The 25,513-nt window shown below is 44.0% G+C and carries 25 protein-coding genes and 1 tRNA gene; 13 read left to right on the forward strand and 13 right to left on the reverse strand.

Features of this window, described 5'->3' with window-relative positions; translation table 11 throughout:
- The first annotated feature begins 21 nt into the window (after positions 1–21).
- Positions 22–1,035: a GTP-binding protein gene (locus tag PLE7327_RS18550; RefSeq protein ID WP_015145312.1), complete on the forward strand. Its 1,014-nt coding sequence runs from the start codon at positions 22–24 to the stop codon at positions 1,033–1,035.
- 83 nt (positions 1,036–1,118) lie between these two features.
- On the opposite strand, the gene PLE7327_RS18555 is transcribed toward PLE7327_RS18550, so the two are convergent.
- Positions 1,119–1,190: transfer RNA gene (locus PLE7327_RS18555), tRNA-Thr, on the reverse strand.
- 116 nt (positions 1,191–1,306) lie between these two features.
- On the opposite strand from PLE7327_RS18555, the gene PLE7327_RS18560 reads away from it, so the two are divergent.
- The 3 genes from PLE7327_RS18560 (at position 1,307) to PLE7327_RS18570 (ending at position 5,107) form a co-directional block, all read left to right on the forward strand.
- The gene (locus PLE7327_RS18560) at positions 1,307–1,594 is read left to right on the forward strand and encodes a DUF3493 domain-containing protein (protein WP_015145313.1); all 288 of its coding nucleotides are present in this window, start codon (positions 1,307–1,309) and stop codon (positions 1,592–1,594) included.
- A 49-nt stretch (positions 1,595–1,643) separates the two neighbouring features.
- Entirely contained in the window at positions 1,644–3,404 is a 1,761-nt protein-coding gene (gene argS / locus PLE7327_RS18565) for an arginine--tRNA ligase (RefSeq protein WP_015145314.1), read from the forward strand.
- Between the two features lie 662 nt (positions 3,405–4,066).
- Complete coding sequence (locus PLE7327_RS18570; protein ID WP_015145315.1) at positions 4,067–5,107, forward strand: hypothetical protein; 1,041 nt, start codon at positions 4,067–4,069, stop codon at positions 5,105–5,107.
- A 10-nt stretch (positions 5,108–5,117) separates the two neighbouring features.
- On the opposite strand, the gene queA is transcribed toward PLE7327_RS18570, so the two are convergent.
- Complete coding sequence (gene queA / locus PLE7327_RS18575) at positions 5,118–6,239, reverse strand: tRNA preQ1(34) S-adenosylmethionine ribosyltransferase-isomerase QueA (RefSeq protein WP_015145316.1); 1,122 nt, start codon at positions 6,237–6,239, stop codon at positions 5,118–5,120.
- Between the two features lie 169 nt (positions 6,240–6,408).
- Here queA and PLE7327_RS18580 point away from each other — a divergent pair, with 169 nt between their 5' ends.
- The 4 genes from PLE7327_RS18580 (at position 6,409) to psaC (ending at position 9,175) form a co-directional block, all read left to right on the forward strand.
- Positions 6,409–6,798 (forward strand): hypothetical protein, encoded by a 390-nt coding sequence (locus PLE7327_RS18580; protein ID WP_015145317.1) that lies wholly within the window; start codon positions 6,409–6,411, stop codon positions 6,796–6,798.
- 54 nt (positions 6,799–6,852) lie between these two features.
- Positions 6,853–8,070, forward strand: coding sequence for an ABC transporter permease (locus PLE7327_RS18585; protein ID WP_015145318.1), 1,218 nt, complete (start codon positions 6,853–6,855; stop codon positions 8,068–8,070).
- Between the two features lie 52 nt (positions 8,071–8,122).
- Positions 8,123–8,503, forward strand: coding sequence for a hypothetical protein (locus PLE7327_RS18590; RefSeq protein ID WP_015145319.1), 381 nt, complete (start codon positions 8,123–8,125; stop codon positions 8,501–8,503).
- 426 nt (positions 8,504–8,929) lie between these two features.
- Positions 8,930–9,175, forward strand: a complete 246-nt coding sequence (gene psaC, locus PLE7327_RS18595; protein WP_015145320.1) for a photosystem I iron-sulfur center protein PsaC — start codon at positions 8,930–8,932, stop codon at positions 9,173–9,175.
- A gap of 108 nt (positions 9,176–9,283) precedes the next feature.
- Here psaC and PLE7327_RS18600 read toward each other — a convergent pair whose 3' ends face one another.
- Both PLE7327_RS18600 and PLE7327_RS18605 read right to left on the reverse strand, forming a co-directional pair.
- The gene (locus PLE7327_RS18600) at positions 9,284–10,459 is read right to left on the reverse strand and encodes a transaldolase (protein WP_015145321.1); all 1,176 of its coding nucleotides are present in this window, start codon (positions 10,457–10,459) and stop codon (positions 9,284–9,286) included.
- Between the two features lie 35 nt (positions 10,460–10,494).
- A complete protein-coding gene (locus PLE7327_RS18605; protein ID WP_015145322.1) occupies positions 10,495–11,712 on the reverse strand; it encodes an acetate kinase in 1,218 nt (405 codons plus the stop codon).
- A gap of 981 nt (positions 11,713–12,693) precedes the next feature.
- Between PLE7327_RS18605 and PLE7327_RS22885 the strand changes: the two genes are divergently transcribed.
- The 3 genes from PLE7327_RS22885 (at position 12,694) to PLE7327_RS18620 (ending at position 16,504) form a co-directional block, all read left to right on the forward strand.
- Positions 12,694–14,496 (forward strand): right-handed parallel beta-helix repeat-containing protein, encoded by a 1,803-nt coding sequence (locus PLE7327_RS22885; RefSeq protein ID WP_186005337.1) that lies wholly within the window; start codon positions 12,694–12,696, stop codon positions 14,494–14,496.
- A 99-nt stretch (positions 14,497–14,595) separates the two neighbouring features.
- Positions 14,596–15,354, forward strand: a complete 759-nt coding sequence (locus PLE7327_RS18615) for an amino acid ABC transporter ATP-binding protein (RefSeq protein ID WP_015145324.1) — start codon at positions 14,596–14,598, stop codon at positions 15,352–15,354.
- A gap of 52 nt (positions 15,355–15,406) precedes the next feature.
- Positions 15,407–16,504 (forward strand): alpha-hydroxy acid oxidase, encoded by a 1,098-nt coding sequence (locus PLE7327_RS18620; RefSeq protein ID WP_015145325.1) that lies wholly within the window; start codon positions 15,407–15,409, stop codon positions 16,502–16,504.
- Between the two features lie 219 nt (positions 16,505–16,723).
- Here the strand turns inward: PLE7327_RS18620 and PLE7327_RS26740 are convergent, their stop codons facing one another.
- The 4 genes from PLE7327_RS26740 to ilvD all read right to left on the reverse strand — a co-directional run bounded on the left by PLE7327_RS26740 (position 16,724) and on the right by ilvD (position 20,554).
- Positions 16,724–16,858: a glycosyl hydrolase family 65 protein gene (locus PLE7327_RS26740; protein ID WP_371265041.1), complete on the reverse strand. Its 135-nt coding sequence runs from the start codon at positions 16,856–16,858 to the stop codon at positions 16,724–16,726.
- Positions 16,859–18,229 carry a PHB depolymerase family esterase gene (locus PLE7327_RS18630; protein ID WP_015145326.1) on the reverse strand — a complete coding sequence of 457 codons (1,371 nt, stop codon included), beginning with the start codon at positions 18,227–18,229 and terminating at the stop codon, positions 16,859–16,861. It lies immediately after the preceding gene.
- 129 nt (positions 18,230–18,358) lie between these two features.
- Positions 18,359–18,754: a hypothetical protein gene (locus PLE7327_RS18635; protein ID WP_015145327.1), complete on the reverse strand. Its 396-nt coding sequence runs from the start codon at positions 18,752–18,754 to the stop codon at positions 18,359–18,361.
- A gap of 114 nt (positions 18,755–18,868) precedes the next feature.
- Positions 18,869–20,554, reverse strand: coding sequence for a dihydroxy-acid dehydratase (ilvD, locus tag PLE7327_RS18640; protein WP_015145328.1), 1,686 nt, complete (start codon positions 20,552–20,554; stop codon positions 18,869–18,871).
- A gap of 124 nt (positions 20,555–20,678) precedes the next feature.
- On the opposite strand from ilvD, the gene PLE7327_RS18645 reads away from it, so the two are divergent.
- Complete coding sequence (locus tag PLE7327_RS18645) at positions 20,679–20,951, forward strand: hypothetical protein (RefSeq protein WP_015145329.1); 273 nt, start codon at positions 20,679–20,681, stop codon at positions 20,949–20,951.
- A gap of 8 nt (positions 20,952–20,959) precedes the next feature.
- Here PLE7327_RS18645 and PLE7327_RS18650 read toward each other — a convergent pair whose 3' ends face one another.
- The 3 genes from PLE7327_RS18650 to PLE7327_RS18660 all read right to left on the reverse strand — a co-directional run bounded on the left by PLE7327_RS18650 (position 20,960) and on the right by PLE7327_RS18660 (position 22,116).
- Positions 20,960–21,238 (reverse strand): TMEM165/GDT1 family protein, encoded by a 279-nt coding sequence (locus PLE7327_RS18650; protein WP_015145330.1) that lies wholly within the window; start codon positions 21,236–21,238, stop codon positions 20,960–20,962.
- A gap of 42 nt (positions 21,239–21,280) precedes the next feature.
- A complete protein-coding gene (locus PLE7327_RS18655; RefSeq protein ID WP_015145331.1) occupies positions 21,281–21,670 on the reverse strand; it encodes a TMEM165/GDT1 family protein in 390 nt (129 codons plus the stop codon).
- A 95-nt stretch (positions 21,671–21,765) separates the two neighbouring features.
- Entirely contained in the window at positions 21,766–22,116 is a 351-nt protein-coding gene (locus tag PLE7327_RS18660; RefSeq protein ID WP_015145332.1) for a YkgJ family cysteine cluster protein, read from the reverse strand.
- A 147-nt stretch (positions 22,117–22,263) separates the two neighbouring features.
- Between PLE7327_RS18660 and psb30 the strand changes: the two genes are divergently transcribed.
- Complete coding sequence (psb30, locus tag PLE7327_RS23700; protein WP_015145333.1) at positions 22,264–22,404, forward strand: photosystem II reaction center protein Ycf12/Psb30; 141 nt, start codon at positions 22,264–22,266, stop codon at positions 22,402–22,404.
- Between the two features lie 65 nt (positions 22,405–22,469).
- Here psb30 and recJ read toward each other — a convergent pair whose 3' ends face one another.
- Positions 22,470–24,449 carry a single-stranded-DNA-specific exonuclease RecJ gene (gene recJ / locus PLE7327_RS18665; RefSeq protein WP_015145334.1) on the reverse strand — a complete coding sequence of 660 codons (1,980 nt, stop codon included), beginning with the start codon at positions 24,447–24,449 and terminating at the stop codon, positions 22,470–22,472.
- 23 nt (positions 24,450–24,472) lie between these two features.
- Positions 24,473–25,210, reverse strand: coding sequence for a peptidylprolyl isomerase (locus PLE7327_RS18670; RefSeq protein ID WP_015145335.1), 738 nt, complete (start codon positions 25,208–25,210; stop codon positions 24,473–24,475).
- Between the last annotated feature and the right edge of the window lie 303 nt (positions 25,211–25,513).

A 25,513-nucleotide genomic window follows, 5' to 3' on the forward strand; every position in this document is an offset into this window, starting at 1 on the left:
AATTTCTTCAAATCTAATAATATGAATAGTCTCAATATCTCTCTTTCCGATTCTCTGCCTACTCTTCCCAAAAGGGGAATGCCAGTAACTATTATCACTGGTTTCTTGGGCAGTGGCAAAACAACTTTGCTCAATCATATTCTAGAAAATAGACAAGGGTTGAAAGTTGCTGTTTTAGTCAATGAATTTGGCGATATTAATATCGATTCTCAACTTCTAGTTTCAACGGAAGAAGATATGTTGGAGTTGAGCAATGGTTGTATCTGCTGTACGATTAATGATGGTTTAATCGAGGCAGTCTATCAAATTTTAGAAAGAGAAGATAAAATCGATTATTTGATTATTGAAACGACAGGATTAGCCGATCCTTTTCCGATTATTTTGACTTTTATAGCTACTGAGTTAAAGTTTTTAACCCATCTGGATTCGATTATTACGTTGGTCGATTCGGAAATTTTTACTCCCGAACATTTTGAGAGTGATATCGCTCTTCGTCAGATCAAATATGGCGACATTATCATTCTCAATAAATTAGATAGAGTTGATGAGAGAAAAATCAAAGAGTTAGAAGATTTTGTTCGAGGTAATAAAGAAGGGGTGAGAATTTTTCATAGTCAATATGGGAAGGTTCCGCTAACATTACTTTTGGGAGTAGGATTAACTCAAGAAGATATTTATATCAGTCAAATTAGAAAATTTCGGCGCGATCGCGAATCTTCTGGTTATCATATAGAAAATGATGGATTTGTAGCAGTTTCTTTTGAGAGCGATCGTCCTTTTGATTTACAGAAATTCGAGAACTTTATTGTCGAGCAAATGCCTTATACTGTCTTTCGAGCTAAGGGAATTCTTTGGTTTGAAGAAAGCAAATTGAGACATATTTTTCAGCTTAGCGGCAATCGTTACGAACTCGAAGCAGATGAATGGCAAACGCAACCTAAAAATCAGCTGGTTTTGATCGGTCGGAATTTAGATACTACGCTCATTCACGAGCAACTAAAAACCTGCTTGATTTCTCATTCTACTGACGATTAAACTTTTTCTGCTCGGAACCTAACTTTTGGTTTCGCTTTTTTTGCTGTTAGGATAAATTTTTTTGAATTCCTCGATCTCCAAAAAGCCAGTTGCGGGATTTGAACCCGCGACCCTCGCATTACGAGTGCGATGCTCTACCACTGAGCTAAACTGGCATAGGGCAAAGTGAAAATTACAAATCGATGCTCTATCACCGAGCTACTTCGACACTGCCAAGGTTATAGTATAACGCAGAAGTTAAACAATATACTATTCGGCGAACTAAAAAAACATGAAGAATTCACGGCTAGACCAGCGCAGTAGTAAGGCGACAAACTCCCTTAAGCAGCGCGATCCCCAAAAATATGCGCGATTGATGGCTGAAGCGCAAGCTCCCTACAAAGGGTTAAGAGCGTTTATCTATCTAGCTTTTGGGTCTTCTGGTTTGATTGGCGCTCTAGTTTTTCTCGCTCAGTTAGCAGCAGGAAAGGATGTGACTTCAGCTTTACCCAATTTTGCGTTGCAAGTTGGCTTAGTTGCTTTGATGGTCTGGTTATTTCGCTGGGAAAAAGATAACTGAGGTTTGTTATTCGTCCTTTGAGCTTTGTGTAGTATAATATATTACTAATATGAATTCTATTATCGAACAGCTAAATAATCGTTTTAGCGAAACATTAGTTGCAGTTTTTGGTTCTAATTTGGCAGGAGTCGATCCGCTGATTTTTCCTGCCAGCAATCCTAAATTTGGCGATTATCAGTCTAATATTGCACTATCTCTAGCCAAGCAATTAGGTCAACAACCGCGAGCGATCGCGCAACAATTAGTCGATAATTTAAAACTTGCCGATCTCTGCGAAAACCCAACAATTGCAGGTCCTGGTTTTATTAACCTTACCCTCAAACCAGCTTACCTAGAAACTCAGCTTAATTCCCTTCAAAAAGACTTTCGTTTAGGAGTAGAAAAAGCAAAACAATCCCAGCGAGTTATTGTTGACTTCTCCAGTCCAAATATTGCCAAAGAAATGCACGTCGGACACCTGCGTTCTACGATTATTGGAGACTGTATCGCTCGCATTCTCGAATTTCGAGGACATGATGTATTGCGTCTCAATCATGTAGGCGATTGGGGAACCCAATTTGGCATGTTAATTGCTTATTTAAGAGAAGTCTTTCCCGATGCTTTAACGACGGCAGATGTACTAGATATAGGAGACTTGGTAGCGTTTTACAAACAAGCCAAAATTCGCTTTGATGAGGATGAAAATTTTCGGGAAGTAGCTAGACAAGAAGTTGTCAAGTTACAAGCAGGCACAGAAGATAGCCGACATGCGTGGCAATTACTATGCGATCAATCTCGTCGCGAATTTCAAGTTATCTACGATCTCCTCGATATTAAACTAACCGAACGAGGAGAATCTTTTTATAATCCTTTGCTACCTGAAGTTGTTGAAGATTTAGATAAGCAAGGTTTGTTAAAAGAAGATGCAGGAGCAAAGTGCGTTTTTCTCGAAGGATTTATCAATAAAGAAGGTCAGCCGCTACCTTTAATCGTCCAGAAATCCGATGGTGGTTACAATTATGCGACCACTGATTTAGCAGCTATTAAATATCGCGTGCAACAAGATGGCGCGGAAAGAATTATTTATGTTACCGATGCCGGACAATCCCATCACTTTTCTCAAGTTTTTCAAGTAGCAAAACGTGCTGGATTTCTGCCGGATAATGTAGAAGTCGTTCACGTTCCTTTTGGCTTAGTTTTAGGAGAAGATGGGAGAAAGCTAAAAACTCGTTCTGGAGATACAATCAAATTAAAAGATTTATTAGATGAAGCAGTCGATCGCGCTCGTAAAGATTTGGAACAAAGATTAGAACAAGAAAATCGAAAAGAATCAAAAGAATTTATCGATCGCGTTGCTCAAGTAGTCGGAATTAGTGCAGTAAAATATGCCGATTTAAGTCAGAATCGCACGAGTAATTATATTTTTAGTTATGACAAAATGCTTTCCCTTCAAGGAAATACAGCTCCTTACATGCTTTATGCCTATGCCAGGGTAAAAAGTATTGGTCGGGAAGGAAATATTGATTTTGAAAGCATAGCAGGAGATTCTAAAGTTATCTTAGAACACGAAACCGAGTTAGCTTTAGCAAAAGCGATTCTACAGTTAACTGAAGTGATTAAGTATGTAGAAAGAGATTTGATGCCTAATCGTCTGTGTGAATATTTGTATGAGGAAGTGAGCAAAAAATTTAACAGATTTTATGAAAATTGTCCCGTTCTTAAAGCAGAAGAACCTATACGGACATCTCGATTGATTTTGTGCGATTTAACGGCACGAACTTTGAAATTAGGGTTATCCTTATTGGGAATTCCAGTATTAGAACGGATGTAAGATAAACTCAGTCAGCGATGTTCTCTCGCTGCCTCATAATAGAATGTCATGTTGAGCGTAACGATCGTGAAGCGAAACATCTGAGTATACTAAGAGCTTGCAGCAGGAGCGATAACCGCCGGGGAATTCATTCTCCGTCTCATAGATTAAGTCCATTTCAATGGACTAAAATCCAAACAGAGATTCTTCGTTACGTTCTACTACACTCAGAATGACAAATTGGACTTTTGGGATGTCCTCTTAGCTATCGTTTCGTAAGTACGTTTACAGACTTGCAGACAAAGCTGTTTGTATTTTCGCAACTTTGGCGAAATGGCATCAGCTTTAGTGTAAGGTAATTAACAGTTTGCTCGGATGGTTTTGAACTAACGGTCGGTCTGCCGATTTGTAATGACAGATAAAGCAAAACAGTAGAAGTAAAAGCAAGTAATAATCTTTCCCACATCTCACACCACCAAAATTAGAAGACTTGCTTAGTTCCCTCTTCGTTGCGTTTCGCCTCTCTTTGAAGAGGAGAATTTAAACTTTAGAATAAATCTAGGTCTGCCAAACGGTAAACGTCTCTGTGACAGTATTTAAATTGGCGCAGACGCGCCTCTTACCATAAAAAAAGAACTTTGTCAAGTACTCGTAATAATCTCTTCGGTAAATCTTGTAGACCTATGACGACTATAACTCCCACTCAACTCCCTATCCCTTCCTTTTTCGATCGCAAAAAAGTCGGTGAAGTTTGGCGAGTTCCCTACCAACAGAGGGCAGCAGAAGCTAAAGCTTGGGCAAAACAGCACAATATTAAACCGGCTGCGGAGGATAAAACTCGCGTTAGTTTAGTATTAATTGACGTGCAAAATACCTTTTGTATTCCGGAATTCGAACTATTTGTCGGCGGGCGATCCGGTAAGGGTGCAGTTGAGGATAATATCCGTTTGTGCGAGTTTATTTATCACAATCTAGATGTCATTACAGAAATTGCCGCGACGATGGATACGCATACCGCTATGCAAATTTTCCATCCCATTTTTTGGATAAATGATACGGGAGAACATCCGATTCCGGCGGCAACGACGATAAGTCTTGAAGATCTTGAAAAAGGCTTGTGGAAGGTTAATCCAGCTGTTGCTGCTAGTATTGCTGGCGGCGATTATTCGACATTACAAAAACACGCACTGCATTATGTTAAAAAACTGAGCGAAGCCGGAAAATATCTCCTAACAGTATGGCCCTATCACTCCATGTTAGGAGGGATCGGTCATGCCTTAGTTTCTGCTGTAGAAGAAGCCATCTTTTTCCACAATATTGCTAGAAATAGTCAAACTATTTTTGAGATCAAAGGAAACAATCCTCTAACAGAAAATTATTCGGTATTGCGCCCAGAAGTTTTAGAAGGTGCAGACGGAGTTGCGATCGCGTTCAAAAATACTCGTTTTCTAGAAAAATTACTCAACTTTGAGGCAATTATCATTGCAGGGCAAGCTAAAAGTCACTGCGTTGCTTGGACGATTGACGACCTATTAACGGAAATTTTGGCACGAGATCCCAGCTTAGCTAAAAAAGTTTATTTACTAGAAGATTGTACCTCTCCCGTCGTCGTTCCCGGTGTTATCGATTTTACCGAACAAGCCGATGCTGCCTTCCAACGCTTTGCCAAGGCAGGAATGAAAATTGTCAGCTCTACAGACGCGATCGCGAATTTCCTGAATTAATAGCATCAAATTACTGATTACTGATAGTAGCTGCTGGCAAAATTAACATCGCATCGCCAAAGGAATAAAATCGATACCTCTCCTGTACGGCTTCGCGATACAAAGCCAAAACGCGATCGCGGCCAATTAGCGCACTCAGTAAAATTAATAAACTAGAGCGGGGCAGATGGAAATTAGTAATCATTCCCTCTACTATTCGCCAGCGATAGCCGGGATAAATAAATAAATCCGTCTTCCCGCAAAATGGACGTAAAAACTCTCCACCAGCTTTTTCGGTTTCCTGGGCAGCGCCTTCTAACGCTCGTGCTACTGTTGTCCCGACAGCAATAATTCTCCCGCCCTTAGCTTTGGTTTCCTTTATCTTCTCCACCGTCGCTTCAGGAACCTCTAGCCATTCCTGATGCATGACGTGTTGGGTAATATCTTCAACTTCTATGGGACGAAACGTGCCAACGCCGACGTGAAGCGTTATATAAGCTTTTTGAATGCCTTTCTCTTCCAGGCGTTGAAACAGTTCTTCGGTAAAATGCAATCCCGCCGTCGGTGCCGCAACCGAACCGGCTTGTTGGGCATAAATGGTTTGATATTGGTCGGGTAAGGCTTGAGAGTGTGTCACGTAGGGAGGAAAAGGAATTTGACCGAATTTATCTAATAAATCCCACAAAGATTGACCGGGGGGCAGCTCAAACTCTAACAATCTTCCGCTCGTCGCTTCATCCCTAGCGATGACCTTTGCCTTGAGAAAAACCCCTTCTGGTAGCTCTCCTGAGGCGGGATGAAACAAAATTTTCGTTCCTATTTTGAAACGCTTGCCCGGTTTGACTAGCGCCAGCCAACAATTCTTTTGTGTTTCTTCTAAGAGTAGGATCTCGACAGGAGAACCAGTCGATTTGTGTCCATAGAGTCGTGCGGGGATGACGCGAGTGTTGTTGAGAACCAGTAAATCTCTGGGTTGCAGCCAGTCTGGTAAATCGCGAAAAATGCTGTGAACGTGGGTTGTAGGGGAGTTAACCACTAACAAGCGCGAATTATCTCTAGGCACTACTGGATTTTGGGCAATTAACTCCGTTGGTAGCTCATAGTCGTAGTCCGACAATAATTGATTGGCGGTTTGTTCTGTGGGATCGGTCATTGCTTCTCGTTCATTGTTGACTAACAATAAATAATTAACAATAAATAATAAAATTGGGTAATTTCCCCCATTGTAAATCGAGTGGATCGGGGGGTTTTCCCCTAGAAAATAGAAGATGTTTCTTGCAACACTAAAGATAAGGCATCTACGAGGGGAGCTGGCGGCAAGTATGGATTACGTCTATTTTTTAGCTAACGCTAGCCTGACATTGCGAGTTATAGAGTATCTTCGCACGATGAATTATCAGTCTGCTTGTTCGATGACGGTGATTCATCAGATTAACGGTTGGATTGTCAGAATTAAGTTCAAGCAACCTCTTTCGCCCTACGAGCACGGAAATTTTCGGGCGTTTATGAATGAATTGGGCATTCCCTACCAACCAGAAATTCGCATCCAAATGGTCTTTTGGAGTTTAGATACCGCTCAATCGACCGTTGACGTAATGCGTCGCTATCAAGTCGCGATCGTTTCCCACGGTACTCCAGATACGAGCGATATCGAAGCGTTTCGCGAACAGTTCACCAATGGTTTGGGATATTGCCCGGAAACTTTGGCTTAGGAAATCAACCCGATTATTAATTTTATCTGCGATCGCGCCGCTAGGGTATATCTTTTGAATATTTTAGAAAGTCTCAAAATGGCATCCTCGACGCTAGTTGCTAATAAACTTCGTAGCGGCTTGACGATGCTTGGAATTGTGATTGGCAACGCTTCGGTGATTGCGATGATAGGCGTGGGACAGGGAGCGCAAAAACTGGCAGCCGAACAATTTGAATCGCTCGGACCCAACGTGCTTTTCGTCGTTCCAGGTTCCGAGCAAGCGCGTCGCACGCAATTTAATTTGCCAAAAACGCTAGTATTGGCAGATGCAGAAGCGATCGCCACTCAAGTGCCGACAGTCAAAGCAGTCGCTCCCCAAATCAATCAAACAGCGGTAATGAGCTATCGCGATCGCAATGCCAACGATACGGTTATTGGCACGACCCCCGCATTTTTAAGCGTCAGAAGCTTCAAAATCGATCGCGGACGATTTATTAACGAAATCGATATTAAGCGCAACACTCGCGTCGTTGTTCTGGGTTCGGAATTGTCTGAAAAACTCTTTGGCGATCGCGATCCGATTGGCAAACGGATCAGAATCAGAAATGTTACGTTTGAAGTCATCGGTTTGATGAAAGCCAAAGGCTCTTTCATTGGAGACAATCAGGATAGAAAAGCCTTTATTCCCCTCACAACCATGGCAAATCAAATTGTCGGACAGACATCTCCCTACGGTCTAGAAGTGAGTTGGATTAACGTAACGGCTAAAGACGAACAAAGCATTCGCGCCGCTAAGTTTCAGATCGAAAATTTACTGCGATTGCGCCACAAAATTACCGACGAGGACGATTTCGGCGTTCAAACCCAAAAAGATATTTTAACCATCGTCGGTACGATAACGACCGGACTAACGTTCCTGTTGGCAGCGATCGCGGGAATTTCTCTAATCGTCGGCGGCATCGGCGTGATGAATATCATGCTAGTTTCCGTGACGGAACGAACTCAAGAAATTGGACTGCGCAAAGCGATCGGAGCCAGGGAAGGAGATATTCTCGTCCAGTTTCTCATCGAAGCGGTGATTGTCTCGGCAGCTGGAGGAATTTTAGGAATCTTGATTGGCATTGGCGCAGTTACGCTGACAGGAGCCGTATCTCCTCTCAAACCTAGCGTCTCGCCAACCGCTATTTTGCTATCAGTCGGGGTTTCTGGCGGCATTGGTCTATTCTTTGGCGTGGTTCCCGCCCAAAGAGCAGCAAAACTCGATCCCATCGTGGCATTGAGAAGCATTTGATAGATTAGCATAGAAATATTGACGCTAGCGATTAGCGACCCAGGAGACTACCGTGAATGACAATTTTCCAAAACTATTATGGTTAAATGATTCGGGGTTAAGCTGCTTGCTGACCCTACTGCTATTGGGTTTGTTGTTAGGGTCAGTTGGGTTGGGCTGGATAGTAAATAGCTTCTTGATTCTGTTAGCCCTGCTGCTGTTTTTGCCCATCGTTGCTTTTTGGGGGTTTCGTTGGTGGGTAAAAAGCAATCTGGTTGAAGACAAATGCCCGGTATGCAATTATGAATTTACTGGATTTAATCGCACCGAATGCCGATGCCCCAACTGCGGCGAACCTCTCAAAGTCGAAGCGGGTCGCTTTCAGCGCTTGACTCCGCCGGGAACGATCGATGTAGAAGCTATAGAAGTCTCGGCACAACAGCTAGAAGATTAGGAGAAGAGAGTTGGGAGAGTGGGAGACGAGGAGACGGGGAGACAAAGGAGACAATTAACTACTAACCACTGTACGGGCGAGTTTATCTAAAAACGCTAGAAATTTACCTACACTTACTGCAAAAAACCCATCCCTACGACTAACACCATTTCTAAAAAAGAACGCTACAGATGCTCAAGGAAAAAGCCTTACATCCAGAGCTGCTAACTAATTGCGAACCGACGCGGACTCCCACGAAGTGGAGAAGCATCGGCGAATTGGTACGATCCCCAATCCTTTCATCCTTCCATCAAACAACTGCTTTCTGTTACAGAATTTGAAGTTCTACTATCTTTTGTATGAGGAAATTCAGTCCCTGGGGTAAACTAGCCCATAATCCGGAATCTTAATAACAAGGAGAACACTCGGTTAAGGAGCCGATATTCAATGTCTCATAGCGTTAAAATTTACGATACCTGCATCGGTTGCACCCAGTGCGTTCGGGCTTGTCCCCTAGACGTTTTGGAGATGGTGCCTTGGGATGGCTGTAAAGCTGGTCAGATTGCCTCTTCTCCGCGTACCGAAGATTGCATTGGCTGCAAGCGATGCGAAACGGCTTGTCCTACAGACTTTTTGAGCATCCGTGTCTATTTGGGAGCGGAAACCACTCGAAGCATGGGACTGGCTTATTAAGAAAAACGCGGTTTAAGCGTGTAGATTCTCAGTACATTGCAAATGCCTTTAACATCCTAAAAAAAGAGAGAGCGTTTGGCTCTCTCTTTTGTGTTAGTCAAATCTCTACTAACTGACCAAACAAACTGCCGCACCCAGTCCTGCCATCATTTCTTCTGCGGTGATCTGACCGTCGCGATCGACATCTAACGCATCGAATACGACATCGGTTCCCGCCCATTCTTCGCGGGTAATATATCCATCCCCATCTAAATCGTAGATGCGGAAAAGATCGGCGGTGGTCGTACAAATATCGGCTTGACCTTCAAGGCGGGCTAAGCGATCGGCTAGTAGCGTCTCTAAGACTTCTAACGCTTTGGTAAACCCTGCAATGCCTTCGGCTAGTTTTTCTGATGCCATGCGGTCTTCGGCGTGCATCTTGTCAAAGGTTTCTTTGTCCATAGAAATCTTCTCAATGTCTGCTTTCGCTGCCAGTTGGGGGTCTAATTTGCGAGGCAATTCTCCCTGGGTCGATTGCAATTCATTTAGTAAAGCTGGAGAAATGGTCAGCAAATCGCAACCTGCTAGTTCGGTAATCTCGCCAAGATTGCGGAAGCTTGCTCCCATGACCTCGGTATGGTAACCGAATTTTTTGTAGTAGTTATAAATTTTGGTGACGGATAGCACGCCGGGATCTTCGGCGGGGGGATAGCTATCGCGTCCCGTTTCTTTTTTGTACCAGTCTAAAATTCGTCCGACAAAGGGAGAGATTAAAGTAACTCCTGCTTCCGCACAAGCGATCGCCTGATGGATGCCGAACAGCAGCGTTAAATTGCAGTGAATTCCCTCTTTTTCTAAGACTTCAGCCGCTTTGATGCCTTCCCAAGTGGAGGCAATTTTAATCAAAACGCGATCGCGCTTGATGTCCGCTGCTTCGTACTGAGAGATGAGGTAGCGAGCCTTGGCGATAGTTGCCTCGGTGTCATAGGATAATCTTGCGTCTACCTCGGTGGATACCCGTCCGGGAATAATCTGCAAAATCTTTAAGCCAAAGGAAATTGCCAGGCGATCGAATGCCAATCTCACCACTTCGGAAGCGTCGGCACCCTTGCCGAGTTCCTTCCTTGCCTTTTTGAGCGTCTCATCGACAATGCCTTGATACTGGGGCATTTGTGCGGCAGCGGTGATGAGAGAGGGATTAGTCGTCGCATCGCGAGGCTTAAATGTTTCGATCGCTTGGATATCTCCCGTATCCGCTACCACGATCGTCATTTCCCGCAGTTGTTCGAGTAAATTCCTTGCCATTAGTTTTCTCCGGTCGAATTAACTTTGAGAATTTATCATTCATCATTCATAATTCCCCAACATTGTTGGGCGATCGCCCAATCTTCTTCAGTATGAATGACTAACACCCTCACAGTCGAATCTCGTGTTGCTATATTCTCATCTACCGGGCGATTGTCGTTCTTTTCTTTATCTAACTTTAATCCTAAAAATTCGAAGGCTTGACAGGCTTTTTCTCTCACGCTGGCTGCATTTTCTCCCACGCCTGCGGTAAACACTATGGCATCTAAACCGCCAAGAGAGGCAAGCATCGATCCGATACAGGCTCTCAGTCTATGAATATAAATATCAACAGCAAGTTGGGCGCGTTGATTTCCTTGGGCGATCGCGGCTTCTATTGCCCGCCAATCGGACGAAACTCCCGATACGCCCTTTAAACCCGACTCCTGGTTGAGCATTTCATTAACGCGATCGGCATCAAAATTGTATTCCCGCATCAAATAAATGAGAATTGCCGGATCGATGGAACCGCTGCGACTTCCCATCATCAATCCTTCTAGAGGCGTAAATCCCATCGTGGTATCGATGCTGATGCCGTTTTTAATGGCAGCAAGGGAACAGCCATTCCCCAAATGACAGGTGATGAGTTTTAGCGATTCTAGCGGTTTGCCGAGGAGTTGGGCTGCTCGTCGGGCACAATATTGATGGCTAATGCCGTGAAAGCCATAGCGACGGATGCCCCTCTCAAACCACTCATAGGGAATGGGATAAACGGCTGCTTGAGGTGGCATTTGGCTGTGAAATGCAGTATCGAAAACGGCGACTTGAGGAATATCGCCCAATACCTGCGCGATCGCGTCAATTCCTTCTAAATGCGCGGGGTTGTGTGCGGGTGCTAAAGGAATGAGGCGGGCGATCGCCGCTTTGACGGCTGGCGTGACTTGGGTGGCTTGAGTATAGTCGATTCCGCCGTGTACGACGCGATGACCGACGACATCGATTTCTGAAAACTGTTCTATGACTTTAGTTTCTCCCCGCACCAGCGTTTCTAGCATTCGTGCGATTCCTTGGGGGCGATCGCTTGATTCTAACTCGATCTCTATTGTCGATCTCTTAGCTTTTACGCTTAAAACGCCTCTATCTGCCGTTGCCGTCCAATCGATACCTGCTTTCCATAAGGGTTCGCTTGCTCGCTCTGACAAAGTTTCTCCTGCGATTTCGTACAGGCTACTTTTGTGAGTGCTAGAACCCGCATTCAAGATTAAAACTTTCATGAGATTGGGGGATGAATTGGGGCTATCTACTACCAATTTATTTTTATTAACAGCTTTGTTGGCAAAGGACAAAGTTTAAAATTTCATTTTCTTTGGCTTGGCAAGAGAAAACCAAGAAAGCACTTCGAGATTTAAAGTCAATAAATTCTTAAATTTTTACAGGGTTTACTGAAATTGCGATCGCAATTAAAGAGAACGCGATCGACCTCAACTCAATCCAATATCTTAAATTGCATAAAAATGCAATGGGCAAACTAATTATTAGTTTAATCCAAAACAAACTTAAATAAGATTGAGATTTTTAAACATCCATGCAATTTAAGTTTTTTGTTTTAATTTTTATGGTTTTTTGGCATTCAACTGCTAATATAACGATGAGATAATGGGAATTATAATTACCTTTTTCAATCTATGACCAAGGATCGCCAAGCTCGTGCTGCTTTCAAAGAAAGAATCAGAATTTACGAAAATTCTTATCAATTACCCGTTTTATTTAGCCCATTTTTTTTAGAACTGAAGGAAAATATTAAGGCTAGACAAAAATTAGTTCAACAAGGAATTCGATCGCAATCTCAGTGGTTTGGGTTAGTCAAAACTGAAGAACTAATCGGCTTTGAAGAACGTTTCAGCGAACTGGAAAAGCTAGTTCGAGACTATGATAGTATCATTCATCTTCTAAAAAAATATCAAGAAGCTTATCAACTCTTCTTCGTACAAGTAGTTGACGAACTTAGAGCTTTTGTAGGCAAACAATGTCAAGAATTAGCCGAGGCAGAACGAGAAAGGTTAGAATTAGAGAGAAGCGTTCAAGACAATGAAAATCTTCTCTCCTTCTTAAAAAGCCAAAAGCTACAAATTCTTAGAAGTGCTTTCCTACTCCATCGAGCCGCTCAATTAGTCTTAAGAAAAGTAGAACTGATTGAAAATAGTATCAAAAAACTCGCCCAAGAGCAAGAAACTCAAAGAGCCTTGCTTGAAAAAATGATGGAACGTCTTAAAAACTACGTCAGAGTTTCTCGGCTTCAACAAAAAATTAATTGGATAGAAGAAAATATTAGAAACTTAGCAGATGTAGCCATCAACTTTGAAGATTACTTAAAAAATTATTTTGGCGCATTTCAGAACGTAATCGAACAAGTTATTGAGATCGATAATGAGCTTTCTAGCAAGGTTGATGAAATTAGGATTTTAGTTGAGGACATTCGCAATCAAAACTCTAAATCTTTTATTCTAGACGAGTCAGAAAGCTTGTCAGAAAGCCTTTTGAATTTCTTGGTTAAAAGCAATATCAAGCAAGAAAAATTGAGAGAAACCTTTGAAAAAGTTCGAGAAGAAAATTCCATTAATTTAGATCGATTTGACTTACCCGAAGAGGTATTGAAAAAAATCTCTGTAGTAGCTGCTCTCGACTCGATTCAAGGTCGCGTTAATACTCAGCTCATACAGCGAAGTTGGGCTATACTTTGCCTTGTTGTTTCCAAGCAAAGTAATGGCGACTATCAAACAATTCAAGAAGCTATTAATAATGCGCGATCGGGAATGCGAATTCTAGTCCGTCCCGGTTTATATTTAGAAAGCCTTGTCATTGATAAACCATTAGAAATTCTCGGAGATGGAAAAGCTCAAGATATAATAATTCAAAGTCCCGATCGCGATTGCCTTCTCATGCAAACCGACTACGCAGTAGTCCGAAACTTAACATTACAGGGAAGCGCAAGACACCCAGGCGATAAAGATTTTGTAGTAAATATTCCTCAAGGTCAACTAATTGTTGAGGATTGTTATCTTACCTCTGCTTCTTTATCTTGCATTGCCATTCATGGCGATAAAGCTAACCCTATTATTCGACGTTGTTTTATTTCTTCTGGAAAAGAAAGCGGTATTTCTGTTTATGAGAATGGTCAAGGAATAATAGAAGATTGTAGTATCTTTAGCAATGGTTTAGCAGGAGCGATCATTCAAAATGGCGGAAATCCTATTATTCGTCGCTGTAAGATTTTTAAGGGAGATAGCAATGGGATTTTAGTATATGATAGTGGTCAAGGAATTATCGAAGATTGCGAAATATTTAACAATATTAATACGGGAATAGAAATTAGAGAGAATGGTCATCCAATTATCCGAAATTGTAAGATTTATAAAGGAAAAACAAGTGGAATTTTTGTGCATTCCAACGGTCAAGGTATCATAAAAAATTGTGAGATTTTTGGAAATGGTTTACAGGGAATAGCGATTGAAGAAGGCGGCAATCCAGTTATCTATCAATGTAGAATCTATCAGGAAAAAGAATCTGGAATTCTGATTTATCAAAATGGTAAAGGAATCGTAAAAGATTGTGAGATATTTGATAATTTCTATACGGGAGTCGAAATTAGAGAAGGAAGCAATCCGTTTATTCACCAATGTAGAATTTACCACAATCAAAAATGCGGCATTGTAGTTACCAAGAATGGAAAAGGAATAGTCAAGGGTTGCGATATTTTTGACAATACTTATGCCGGAATAGCAGTAACAGAAGGAAGCAACCCATTGATTCGCAAATGTAAAATTTACCAGAGCGGAAAATATGGCGTTCTCTTTGAGAAAAATAGTAAAGGAACGGTAAAAGATTGCGAAATTTTTGACAATACTTGTGCTGAAATAAAAATTAGAGAGGGTAGTAATCCATCGATTCAGCAGAGTCAGAGCAAATCGCTAAAAGAAAAGAAACATCCAATTTCATCTCAATTTCATGCAACTATAGATGAGATGATGGGAAAATTTATCTACAAAGATAGTTTATGAAAAGACAGGCTTTAGAAGAATAGAGAGTGTCATTATCGGGAAGATATAAAATATAGTGTCTAGAGCGCTATAACGAAAGAAAAACCAGAGAAAAGACCGATGAGTTCTCAAAATTCTACCGATTTGGAAGCGATTATTGTCGCTGAAGGCGTTGAAAAATGGTACGACAATAATTTTCACGTTCTCCAAGGAGTCAGTCTCAGCGTCAATAAACAAGAAGTTGTTGTAATTATGGGACCTTCGGGTTCGGGAAAATCAACATTTATTCGCACGTTTAATGCCCTAGAACCCTACCAGAAAGGAAGTATCGTCATCGATGGCATAAAACTTTCCCACGACCTTAAAAATATCGATGCGATTCGTCGGGAAGTGGGAATGGTTTTTCAACAATTTAATCTTTTTCCTCATCTCACAGTACTCGATAATGTAACGCTAGCCCCCATTTGGGTGCGCCGTTGGAAGAAGCAGAAAGCAGAAGAAGTGGCAATACAGCTACTCGAGAGAGTAGGAATTTTAGAACAGGCGCACAAGTATCCGGGACAACTGTCGGGAGGTCAGCAACAACGAGTTGCGATCGCGCGCGCTTTAGCGATGCAGCCCAAAATTATGCTATTCGACGAACCCACCTCAGCGCTAGACCCAGAAATGGTTCGGGAAGTCCTAGACGTGATGCGCACCCTAGCTAATTCCGGAATGACTATGGTTTGCGTGACTCATGAAGTCGGTTTTGCCCGCGAAGTCGCCGATCGCGTCGTATTTATGGATGGCGGCAAGATCGTAGAAATCGCCCCGCCTGACGAATTTTTCAACCATCCTAAAGAAGAACGAACCCAAAGATTTCTCTCGCAAATTTTGTAAAGTTTGCGGCGCGATTTTCGCTAATCGATCTATACAATCTATCCAAAATCCCATGCTTCGCCCGATTAATCTTTTCGAGTACGAATCGCTTGCCAAGCAAAATCTCTCTCGGATGGCGCTAGATTACTATAGCAGTGGTGCTGGCGATGAATTAACTTTACGATACAATCGCGCTGCTTTCGATCGCTATCAATTTCGCCCTCGGATGTTGGTCGATGTCAGTCAACGAGATTTGAGCGCGTCTATTGTGGGTCAATCTTTGCCGATGCCGATTTTAATTGCGCCGATGGCATTTCAGTGTTTGGCGCATCCTGAGGGAGAATTGGCAACCGCGAGAGCAGCGCAGAAGTTGGGTGCTGTAATGGTTTTGAGTACGCTATCGACCAAAAGTTTGGCGGCGGTAGCAAGCGAGAGAAAAAATATTTTCCAGTGGTTTCAGTTGTACGTTCATAAAGATCGCTCTCTGACTCGAACTCTGGTAGAAATGGCTCAGGCAGCAGGTTTTAGCGCTTTATGTCTGACGGTAGACGCACCTTTTTTGGGAAAACGAGAACGGGACTGTCGCAATCAATTTGCCCTACCGCCAGGAATGGAACTGGCTAATTTAACTTGCATGGCAGATTTAACTATTGCCAAAACCGCTGGCGAGTCGGGGTTATTTGCCTATTTTACCCAGCAAATCGATCCCAGCGTCACTTGGAAAGACTTGGAATGGTTGCAGTCGATAACCCGCTTACCCGTCATCGTGAAAGGAATTTTACGGGGAGATGATGCCAAAACAGCTGTAGAATATGGCGCGAGGGGGATTATTGTATCCAATCACGGCGGGAGACAATTGGATGGTGCGATCGCGTCCTTGGATGCTTTACCAGAAATCGTAGAAGCTGTCGGAGGTAAAGCAGATATCCTCTTAGATGGCGGAATTCGGCGAGGAACAGATATCCTCAAAGCTTTAGCTTTAGGTGCAAAAGCGGTTTTAGTCGGTCGTCCCATTTTATGGGGATTAGCGGTTGGCGGAGAGACAGGAGTCTGCCACGTCTTGGAATTGTTGCGCGATGAGTTGGATTTAGCGATGGCGTTAAGTGGATGCCCAACCATTCAAGCTATCGATCCGAGTATCGTTATCAAATCGCGCGATCGCTATCTATAAAGTTTTTCATTTTCAACTTTGATAACGATTTGAAATTTCGTTTTTCCTAACGCCAACGATATTGTCTCTGGCTTGATAATTGCCGGACAAAAAGGAGAAATTAACTACGGTACGAGGATGTATCGCAGAGTTCAAAGTACTATCCAATTGCTTCGTCGCGGTAAAAGTTTAGAGCAAGCTACTGCTTTATCTGGCATACCGACTTCTGTCATCGAGCGGTTAATCGTCTGGGGACAAAATCGTCGTGCTGCAAGTCAGGCTGAAGTGGTAACTTCTCCAGTTACTAGGGAGTGAAGGATCTAAAGAGGATGTTCCAGACGCAACATGCCGCGTCTGGAAAGCATTAAATGTCAACTATTTGCGGTGCTCGTAGAAGAAGCGTATCATTTCCTGCGAGGCATCGGGTCCCTTGGCATCGGTAAACGAGCCACTAGGACTCCCTCCCGACCATGCATGACCTGTACCATGTACCAGCCACTGTTCCATGACCGCACGACCGCTAGCGTCGTGGTATATAGAGCGGGTATAGGCACGACCGTTGGATACCTGTTGCTGGGTCGAGGTTAGGAGCAGGTTTCTGCCTGCTTCGCTCGTCGTCCACTGCGCGATCGCCTGGTCTCCGTTGCACGGGTGAACTATCGTATCGCGATCGCCGTGGAACACGATTGTAGGGACGAGTTGGGTGCATATATCTGCTTGTCGTGGGGGAATCTGTCCTCCGTGCTGCATCGCAGCGAACGCTGAGGGGAGGTCTTTAGCAGCTCCATAGGCGAGACCAGAATGAATGCCAATGGCGGCATAGAGGTCGGGATAGCTCATCCCCACGATCGCAGCCATCGCTCCGCCCGCCGACAGTCCTGCCACATAAATCCGCCGAGCATCGATTTGGTAGGTACTAATAATCTGATGTGTAATGCCAGCAATAATGGACGGTTCGCCACGACCTCGCTGCTGGTCGGTCGGTTTGAACCAATTCCAACACTTGGACGGGTTGGCGGAAGTTGCTTGTGCGGGATAGACGACAAAGAACGGTTTCTTTTCTGCGATTAGATTCATACGGCTGCCAACAGCGAAATCGTCGGGGTTCTGCATACAGCCATGGAGCATGACGACCAGAGGCAAGGCTTGTCCGCTATATCCACTGGGGATGTACAGCTTGTAGGTGAGGTTTCCAGCTTGGTTGGTATAAGACCCATCGATAAACTGCCCCCCTACCCAAGTCTCGCTGCGTTCTCGGTTTGGCATGGGTGTGGATACTGTCCTGCCGCGTCCACTCCCGGGAGGGCGAAGTGTCAAACTCAGGCTTGTAGAATGCTTAGGTACCAGCGGTGTGAACTTGGTTCGTTCGCTATCCGTGCCCGGGATGGTTGTGTGTGCCCCAGCGTGCCGCTTCTCACCAGGGTTCGGTCGGGCATTGGTTGGCTTGGTGTATGCTCTCTTGTTCTCCTGAGACGATCCTCCTGTCACGTCAAGCGGTAATAGCCTTGCTACTGAGGAGGTGTTGTTTTGACGAGTCGACCCCTCTGCATGCCTTGGTTCTGCACCGATAACCTCGAAGCTAACATCAATTGGTTCGTCACCGGGACGGTTGGTAGTGTCTGACGAAGCTTTCGGCGAGCACATTCCTTGGAGTGTTTGCTGGATAAGGGCGGTTGCCTCCATGAGCTTGCCCGCGCGGGTGAGTCGAGTAGCTTCCGTTATTCCAGCGAGCATTCTATCATCCATACCTATAAATCTCCCTTATTAGTAACGATTACCAGTAACTTGTGGCAGGAGCTGGAATCCGACCCGCAGCTTCGTGCTTCGTTATTGGGCAAAGCGCCGAGAAGCGACACTACCACGCGCAGCGTCCCCTTAGTGAATTCGATCTGCTAAGGCAGCTTTGACTTCTGCGCTCGCCCGAAAGGCTCCCAACACGACGAGAGAATCAATAGTAGCCAGAGCCAGTTCGGGGGACACGTCATCGGCAACGATCGCTAAGCCCAGCACCTTGATCTGGAGCTTTTGTCCGGTCGCCCGCACCGCCTCAAGGTCTTGACGGGTATAGTGTTGTAGACCGAGCACGAGAGTCTTACGCGCTACCGTTTGTTCTATCGTCTTTGCATGGATGGCGAGTTGATTGCGGATCGCAGTTCGGATAAAGTCCGTGCGGTTGGAATAAAAGCCTTCCTGCACCAACAGATCGATCTGTCCGAGATCGACAAAGCCTAGGTTGATCGTGATCTTTTCTGTCTCCCCTGCTTTTACCATCTCATCACCATCTATATAGATGTTATTTTCTGCTAGAAAGCAGACGCTGTCAAACGAATTCACAATTCTTAATTGAGAATTGTGAATTCGCAATTCTTTCGCTTGCCTGTCGCTTCAAAATAGATCCATATCCGTCACTGCACCGAGACTGCTTGATGATACCAATTTGGCATATTTTCCCAAAATTCCTTTGGTATAACGGGGTTTTGGAGGTTGCCAATTAGCACGACGGCGGGTTAATTCCTCTTCAGGGACGTTTAGTTGCAACAATTTTTGCTCTGCATCTATGGTAATGCTATCTCCTTCTTCTACCAGAGCGATCGTACCGCCTACTGCTGCTTCTGGTGCAACGTGACCGACGACCATGCCATAGGTGCCGCCAGAGAAGCGCCCGTCGGTAATCAGTCCCACGGAATCTCCCAAACCCGCACCGATAATCGCAGAAGTCGGCGCGAGCATCTCTCGCATTCCGGGACCGCCTTTGGGTCCTTCATAACGGATAACGATTACGTCCCCAGAATTAATTTTTCCTGCCAGAATTGCATCTAAACATTCTTCCTCCGATTCAAATACCTTCGCCGGACCCGTAATTTTTGGATTCCTAACCCCGCTAATTTTGGCAACAGCCCCTTCGGTAGCTAGATTGCCTTTTAAGACGGCGAGGTGTCCTTCTCGGTAGACAGGGTTATTCCAGGGACGAATTACGTCCTGTCCCTTGGGGGGTTCGTTCGGCACGTCTACCAACACTTCTGCTATGGTTTGTCCGCTAATGGTTAGCGCATCCCCGTGCAGGAGGTCATGTACCAGCAGCATCTTCATTACTTGGGGAATGCCGCCAGCTTGGTGTAGGTTAGTGGTGACGTATCGCCCGGAGGGTTTGAGATCGCACAATACCGGAACGCGATGGCGGATGGTTTCAAAGTCGTCTATTGTAAGTTCTACGCCGATGGTACGGGCGATCGCAAGCAAGTGCAAGACGGCATTAGTCGATCCTCCTACCGCCATAATGACGGAGATGGCGTTTTCAAATGCCTTGCGAGTTAAAATCTGACTGGGCAAGATTTGCTTGTGAATCGCCTCAACCAGAACCGCAGCAGATTTTTCGGCACTCTCTGCTTTCTCTGGATCTTCTGCTGCCATCGTAGAAGAGTAGGGCAGACTCATTCCCATCGCTTCAAAGGCGGAAGACATGGTATTGGCAGTAAACATTCCGCCGCAGGAACCTGCCCCCGGACAGGCGTTGCGTTCGATCGCCATTAATTCGGCTTCGTCAATTTTACCCGCGCTATACTGTCCGACTGCTTCAAAGGCACTGACAACGGTTAAATCTCGTCCGTTATAATGTCCCGGCTTAATTGTACCCCCATAGACAAAAATGGCAGGGATATTCATGCGAGCCATGGCAATCATCGCTCCCGGCATATTTTTATCGCATCCGCCAATTGCCAAGACTCCATCCATACTCTGTCCGTTACAAACGGTTTCGATCGAATCGGCAATGACTTCGCGGGAGACGAGAGAATACTTCATCCCCTCGGTTCCCATCGAGATTCCGTCGCTGATAGTAATCGTCCCAAACATCTGCGGCATCGCCCCAGCATTTCTCGCACCTGCTTCGGCGCATTTGGCTAATTCGTTAATCCCCATATTGCAAGGGGTGATAGTGCTATAGCCATTGGCAATTCCCACGATGGGTTTGCTAAAATCGCTATCGCCAAAGCCTACTGCCCGCAACATGGCACGGTTAGGAGTGCGTTGCGTGCCTTGGGTAACAACTCGACTTCTAAAATTATCTGACATTAATTTGTTCTCCTTGCGATCGCTCCCAAACCTCTATTTTCCGCTTTCTGGTTCCCTAAGGAAAGCAAAATCTTCTAAATATTTAATTTCACAACAGTTCGATCGATCCGGCTTCCTATTAATCATGAAAGTTCATCTAAAAGATAACATTTCTATCATTAATTCTAAAGGCGGCTCTATCGTTCGCAATAGCTATTTTTGGGCATTAAAATCTATCGCTTGCTATTCAGGAAAAGGATGCGATTGGGAATTCGATCGCGAGGTGTGGATTGCTTTATCCCGAATGTTACTTGCTTTTAATCAATCGGGATATCTAGGGGGTTCTGAAACTGTATTAGAATTCCCAGCCGATACGCAAATTCCCGAAGAATTGCGTTCCGTTTCGACTTGGCAGTAACCCTATTTTTAGTCTTGCGAGTTTGACCATAAAAGTTTTACTGCCATTAACGCAAATCCAATCGCTGCAACCGCTTTTAACACTTTTTCTGGCAGGAGTTGAGCTACTCCGCCACCAGCGATTACTCCGAGCGAGCTAGCGAGGATCAACGCAGTAATAGAGCCAAAAAAGACGGCACGAGGCGATTTAGAACTTCCGCCAAGAGCGATCGCCGCTAATTGACTTTTATCGCCAATTTCTGCCAAAAATATCGTTAGAAAACTCAGTCCGAACAGTTGCCAATCCATTTATCAGTTACCCGTTCTCAGTTATCAAGTATTAATTCTTAACTAGCTAATCACATCCCCGATCAATAAACCTGTAATTATTAGCAGTAGCAGAGCAACTGCAAAATTTAGGGTGTGAGGAGATAATCGCCTAGCAATCCAGCAACCGACTAGAACGCCTAGTAGACTGGTTGCAATTAAGGCGGCAGCAGCTCCGGCAAAGACAATCCACGGGGATTGGGACTCTGCACTCATTAACAAAGTAGCTAACTGAGTCTTGTCTCCTATCTCGGCTACAAAGATGGTCAAGAAAGTCGAGCTAAAAACTGTCCAGAAGCTCCAAGTCTCTCGGTTTTCCCTAGGCTCGGTCGATTCGACAATAGTACAGGGGGGTTCTACTTGAGCTTGTGTCTGTTCGACTCGTTCTCTTTGGACTGACCTAATTGATGTCATGCAATTTTTGGAGTAACATTTTTCATACTCTTTTCATTTTTACCAAAAATTGGACGGAAATTCCAATTGCCCGTCATCAGTCACGTATCTTTGGTTTATTTACTTACCTCTCCGTTATAGCGATGCATTTCTAAACCATTTTTTCCGTATACGCCTTGAATTTGTTGGCGACAGCATTCAATGGCAAAATCATTAAACTCTGCTACGTCTACACTATACATCTGCTGGAAAATATCTGGCTTGACGCGACAAAAACGCGGTCGCCGTTCGTAAATAGTACATTCTCGCGTACTGCGATCGAAGTGATTGCACCATCCTCCCTCTCCGACCATACTCAAATATAGCTCTAATTCTTCTGGGGATAAATACTTATCTAGATCCGGGCGATCGCGGGGTTCTAGGTGACAGCAAGCCCCACAAAATTTGACACATCGCCAAGTTGCCATGATTTCCAACTGCCTTTCTGAAACAAAAGTTTATGTATTTTTGTATCGTTGCTGAAAAAGAGCGGATACTTGACCCCTAAGATCGGGTATGATTCCTTATTATGTAATATGCAGCTACTCGATTGACTTATAAAACTGGGAGGAAAAATGGATTTTCTAACGAACCTGCTCGATCCTGTAACAAGCCTTAATTGGGAAGTAATTTTTAATTTGGTTTTTGTATCTTTAATCATGCTTGCTGGTCCGGCGGTTATCTTTTTATTAGCTTTCCGTGGCGGCGATTTGTAAGAGCAATTACTTATCAAATTTGCGTTAAAAAAATACCTTCCTAGCAATTAGGAGGGGTATTTTTACTAATCGTTTAAGGCAGCAAACGCAATGTGAATTAGTTGAGAGTAATGAGGTCGAGTCAGATCGACTTGTTGAGTGCATTCGCAGCTATCGCCCAGTAAGCCTATATTTTGTCCTTGACTAACGGCTAATACTTTGCCTTGTTCGTTTTGAATTCTCAATTCATTTAAAGTTTCCCACCAACTACAAACATAAGTTCGTCCTTTATATTCAAAAATCGCTTTTTTCGTAGCGGAATTAATAGCAAAAATAAAGTTAGGATCGGGAAGTCTTACACCAACAAGTTCTAATTCAATATTTTTGTTTCCATTCCAAACATTTTCTTGCAATTTATAGGCAATATCCAATCGAGATGGTAAGGGAAAATAATCGCCCCAACGCCAAGCGATCGCTTTCATTTCACTATGATCATCTTGAGCTAGAGTCAGCTTTAGATGACTCTGATTTTTTCCTACAGGTTGCTGTTCTTTAACCCTAACATTGCGCGTCCAAAAGATAGGAAAATCGTTACCAATTCCCCACGGTTGCAAGCTATCGATTTGTTGGTACAGACAGGGAGTCAATTGAATAAAATTCGCCTCGGCATCAATTTTAATGAGAGGTTTGAGATGTTCTAATTTGAGGCATCGATGGGCAAAAGCGCTGAGTTTTTGCTTGAAAGCGTCCAAATTTTGTGCGGGTAAACTAAAGCCGCCAGCCGCTTTATGTCCCCCATATTTTCCCAATAAATCGCGACAGAATTCTAAGGCTTCAAAGACGTTAAATTCTTCAATGCCTCTTGCCGAACCGCGCAAGATAGAAGCATCTTCTTCGTAAGTGCTAATAAACACCGGAACGCCATAGCGTTCGACTAAACGAGAGGCAACAATGCCGATGACCCCATGATGCCATTCGGGTCGAACGACGACTAAAACGCGATCGCGTCTCCAGTCGATAGGAGTTTCTTCGATCAGCGCGATCGCATCTCGTTCGATTTGTTCGCACAATTCCTGGCGCTTGCGGTTGATCTGCTCGCATTGCATCGCCCTTTCTAAAGCCAGTCCAGAATCGTCAGTCGTCAGCAATTCGATAACCATTTGCGGATCGCCAATGCGTCCGACGGCATTAATCCGGGGACCCAACCTAAAACCGATATCGTCGGGTTTCAGTTGCTTTTGCGCGTCGCTAACCCCTGCCATCTGCATTAACGCTTGAATTCCTGCTAATTGGGATTTGGGTAACTGGCGCAATCCCCGTTTTAACCAACGGCGATTCACTCCCACCAAAGGCGCGAGATCGGCAATCGTCCCCAAGGTGAAGAGTTCTAGCAATCGATCCGTCAATTCCTCTTCTTTTCCCAGACTTCGAGCGAGAGTCACTGCTAAAATATAAGCCATGCCAACGCCTGCAAGTCCGCAATAAGGAGAGGATTCTGGAAGTAACTTAGGGTTGAGAATCGCATGAGCGGGAGGGAGTTTTTTTGGGAGATCGTGGTGATCGGTAACGATAACGCTCATACCCAACGCGATCGCGCGCGCAATCGGTTCATAGGCAGAAATACCATTGTCAACCGTTAAAATAATGCCTACGCCTGCACTGGCAAACTCTTCAACAATACGCAGATTGACGCCATAGCCATCTTTCATGCGACTGGGAATGGCATAGTCTACCTCTGCCCCCAAATATCTGAGAGTGCGTAATAATAAGGCAGTGCTGGTCATCCCATCGGCATCGTAGTCGCCGCAGATGGCTATTTTGTCTTTGGTTGCGATCGCTTCTGCTAATAACTCGACGCTAAGTGCCAAATCGGAGAATTCTTCTAGCGGCGACGGCAAGAGTTGTGATTCTGGATCGATATATACCTGCGCTAATTTCGGGGTGACGATCTCTCGATTCACCAACACCTGCGCCAGAAGGGGAGAAAGTCCCGTACTTTTTACCAGTTCGTCTATTTGTTCGGGGTTGGTAGATGAAATAAGCCATCGCTGATTTGGCAATCTCATGTTAGCGATCGGTTCATTGTTGACTAAAAAAGTATCGACGATTTAAAGGAAACTTGTTGTTGATATTCTGAATTCAACCAACTTTGAAAAAGATCGTTGAGGATTCGCCGCCGCATTGGTTCGTCAAGTTGAGCAGATAAATATTTTTCTAGCCGGAGAACGATCCACCAATCTCCGATGCGGGCAGGCGGGATCAATTTTCCGGGTTGATTGGTAGATAGCAATTGGGCAATTTTGGGATGGGGTACGTTTAGTTCGACTGGTCCGATTAATCCTCCGGTTTCTGCTTCCGCTCCTTCAGAATATTGTTTGGCAAGTTCGGTAAAGGTGGTTTCTCCTTCTTCGATCCGAAAATACAGTTCTTGAGCGATCCCAGCATCTTTGCTGCGGATCAAGGAATAGACGACTCGATCCAACTGCCGCTTGTTCTGCAAAAAGTGCGATTCTATTTGGTTTCCCCAGGTTTGTTGTTTGAATTTTTCCAGTTTTATATCCCGAAGGATCAAACGGTCTAGTTGCTCTGGGGTCATCCCATGATACTTTAACCAGAGCTTAACTTGCGCTTCCCCAGTTAATTGATATTGCTGATAGAATCTTCGTTTAGCGATCGCTTCTTCTTCGGATGTACATTCTATATCGGCGATCGCGCGATCGATGATGATTTCTCTAGCCAACTGCGGCAGCATTTTATGCTGTGCCAACAATGGAAATAAATCTTCATCTGCGATCTCTAGCTCGCCAATTTGTATGACTACACTCATGTTTACATTTCCCGGCTATTCGAACTCTTCTAGAATTCTCTCAGATAGCTAATAAATTATAAATTACTTTCTAATCTTTGACTATTTTGCTTGGTTTAACTTATTGTACTTGTTTAAAACAATCTCTATAAAACACTTATCACTATTAATCGATAATTTAAAATAAATTTATTTTTACTATCAAAATTTCTTAATAAAAAGTTAAAAATAATTAGTTATGTAGAAGAAAAACCAGCGATCGCGAACTTTTAAATCTGCATCAATAATAGCCGATTAAATGAGTTAAGGCGGATTATTCAGTCG

This window comes from Pleurocapsa sp. PCC 7327, from assembly GCF_000317025.1.
In the GTDB taxonomy this organism is placed as follows: domain Bacteria; phylum Cyanobacteriota; class Cyanobacteriia; order Cyanobacteriales; family Microcystaceae; genus Hydrococcus.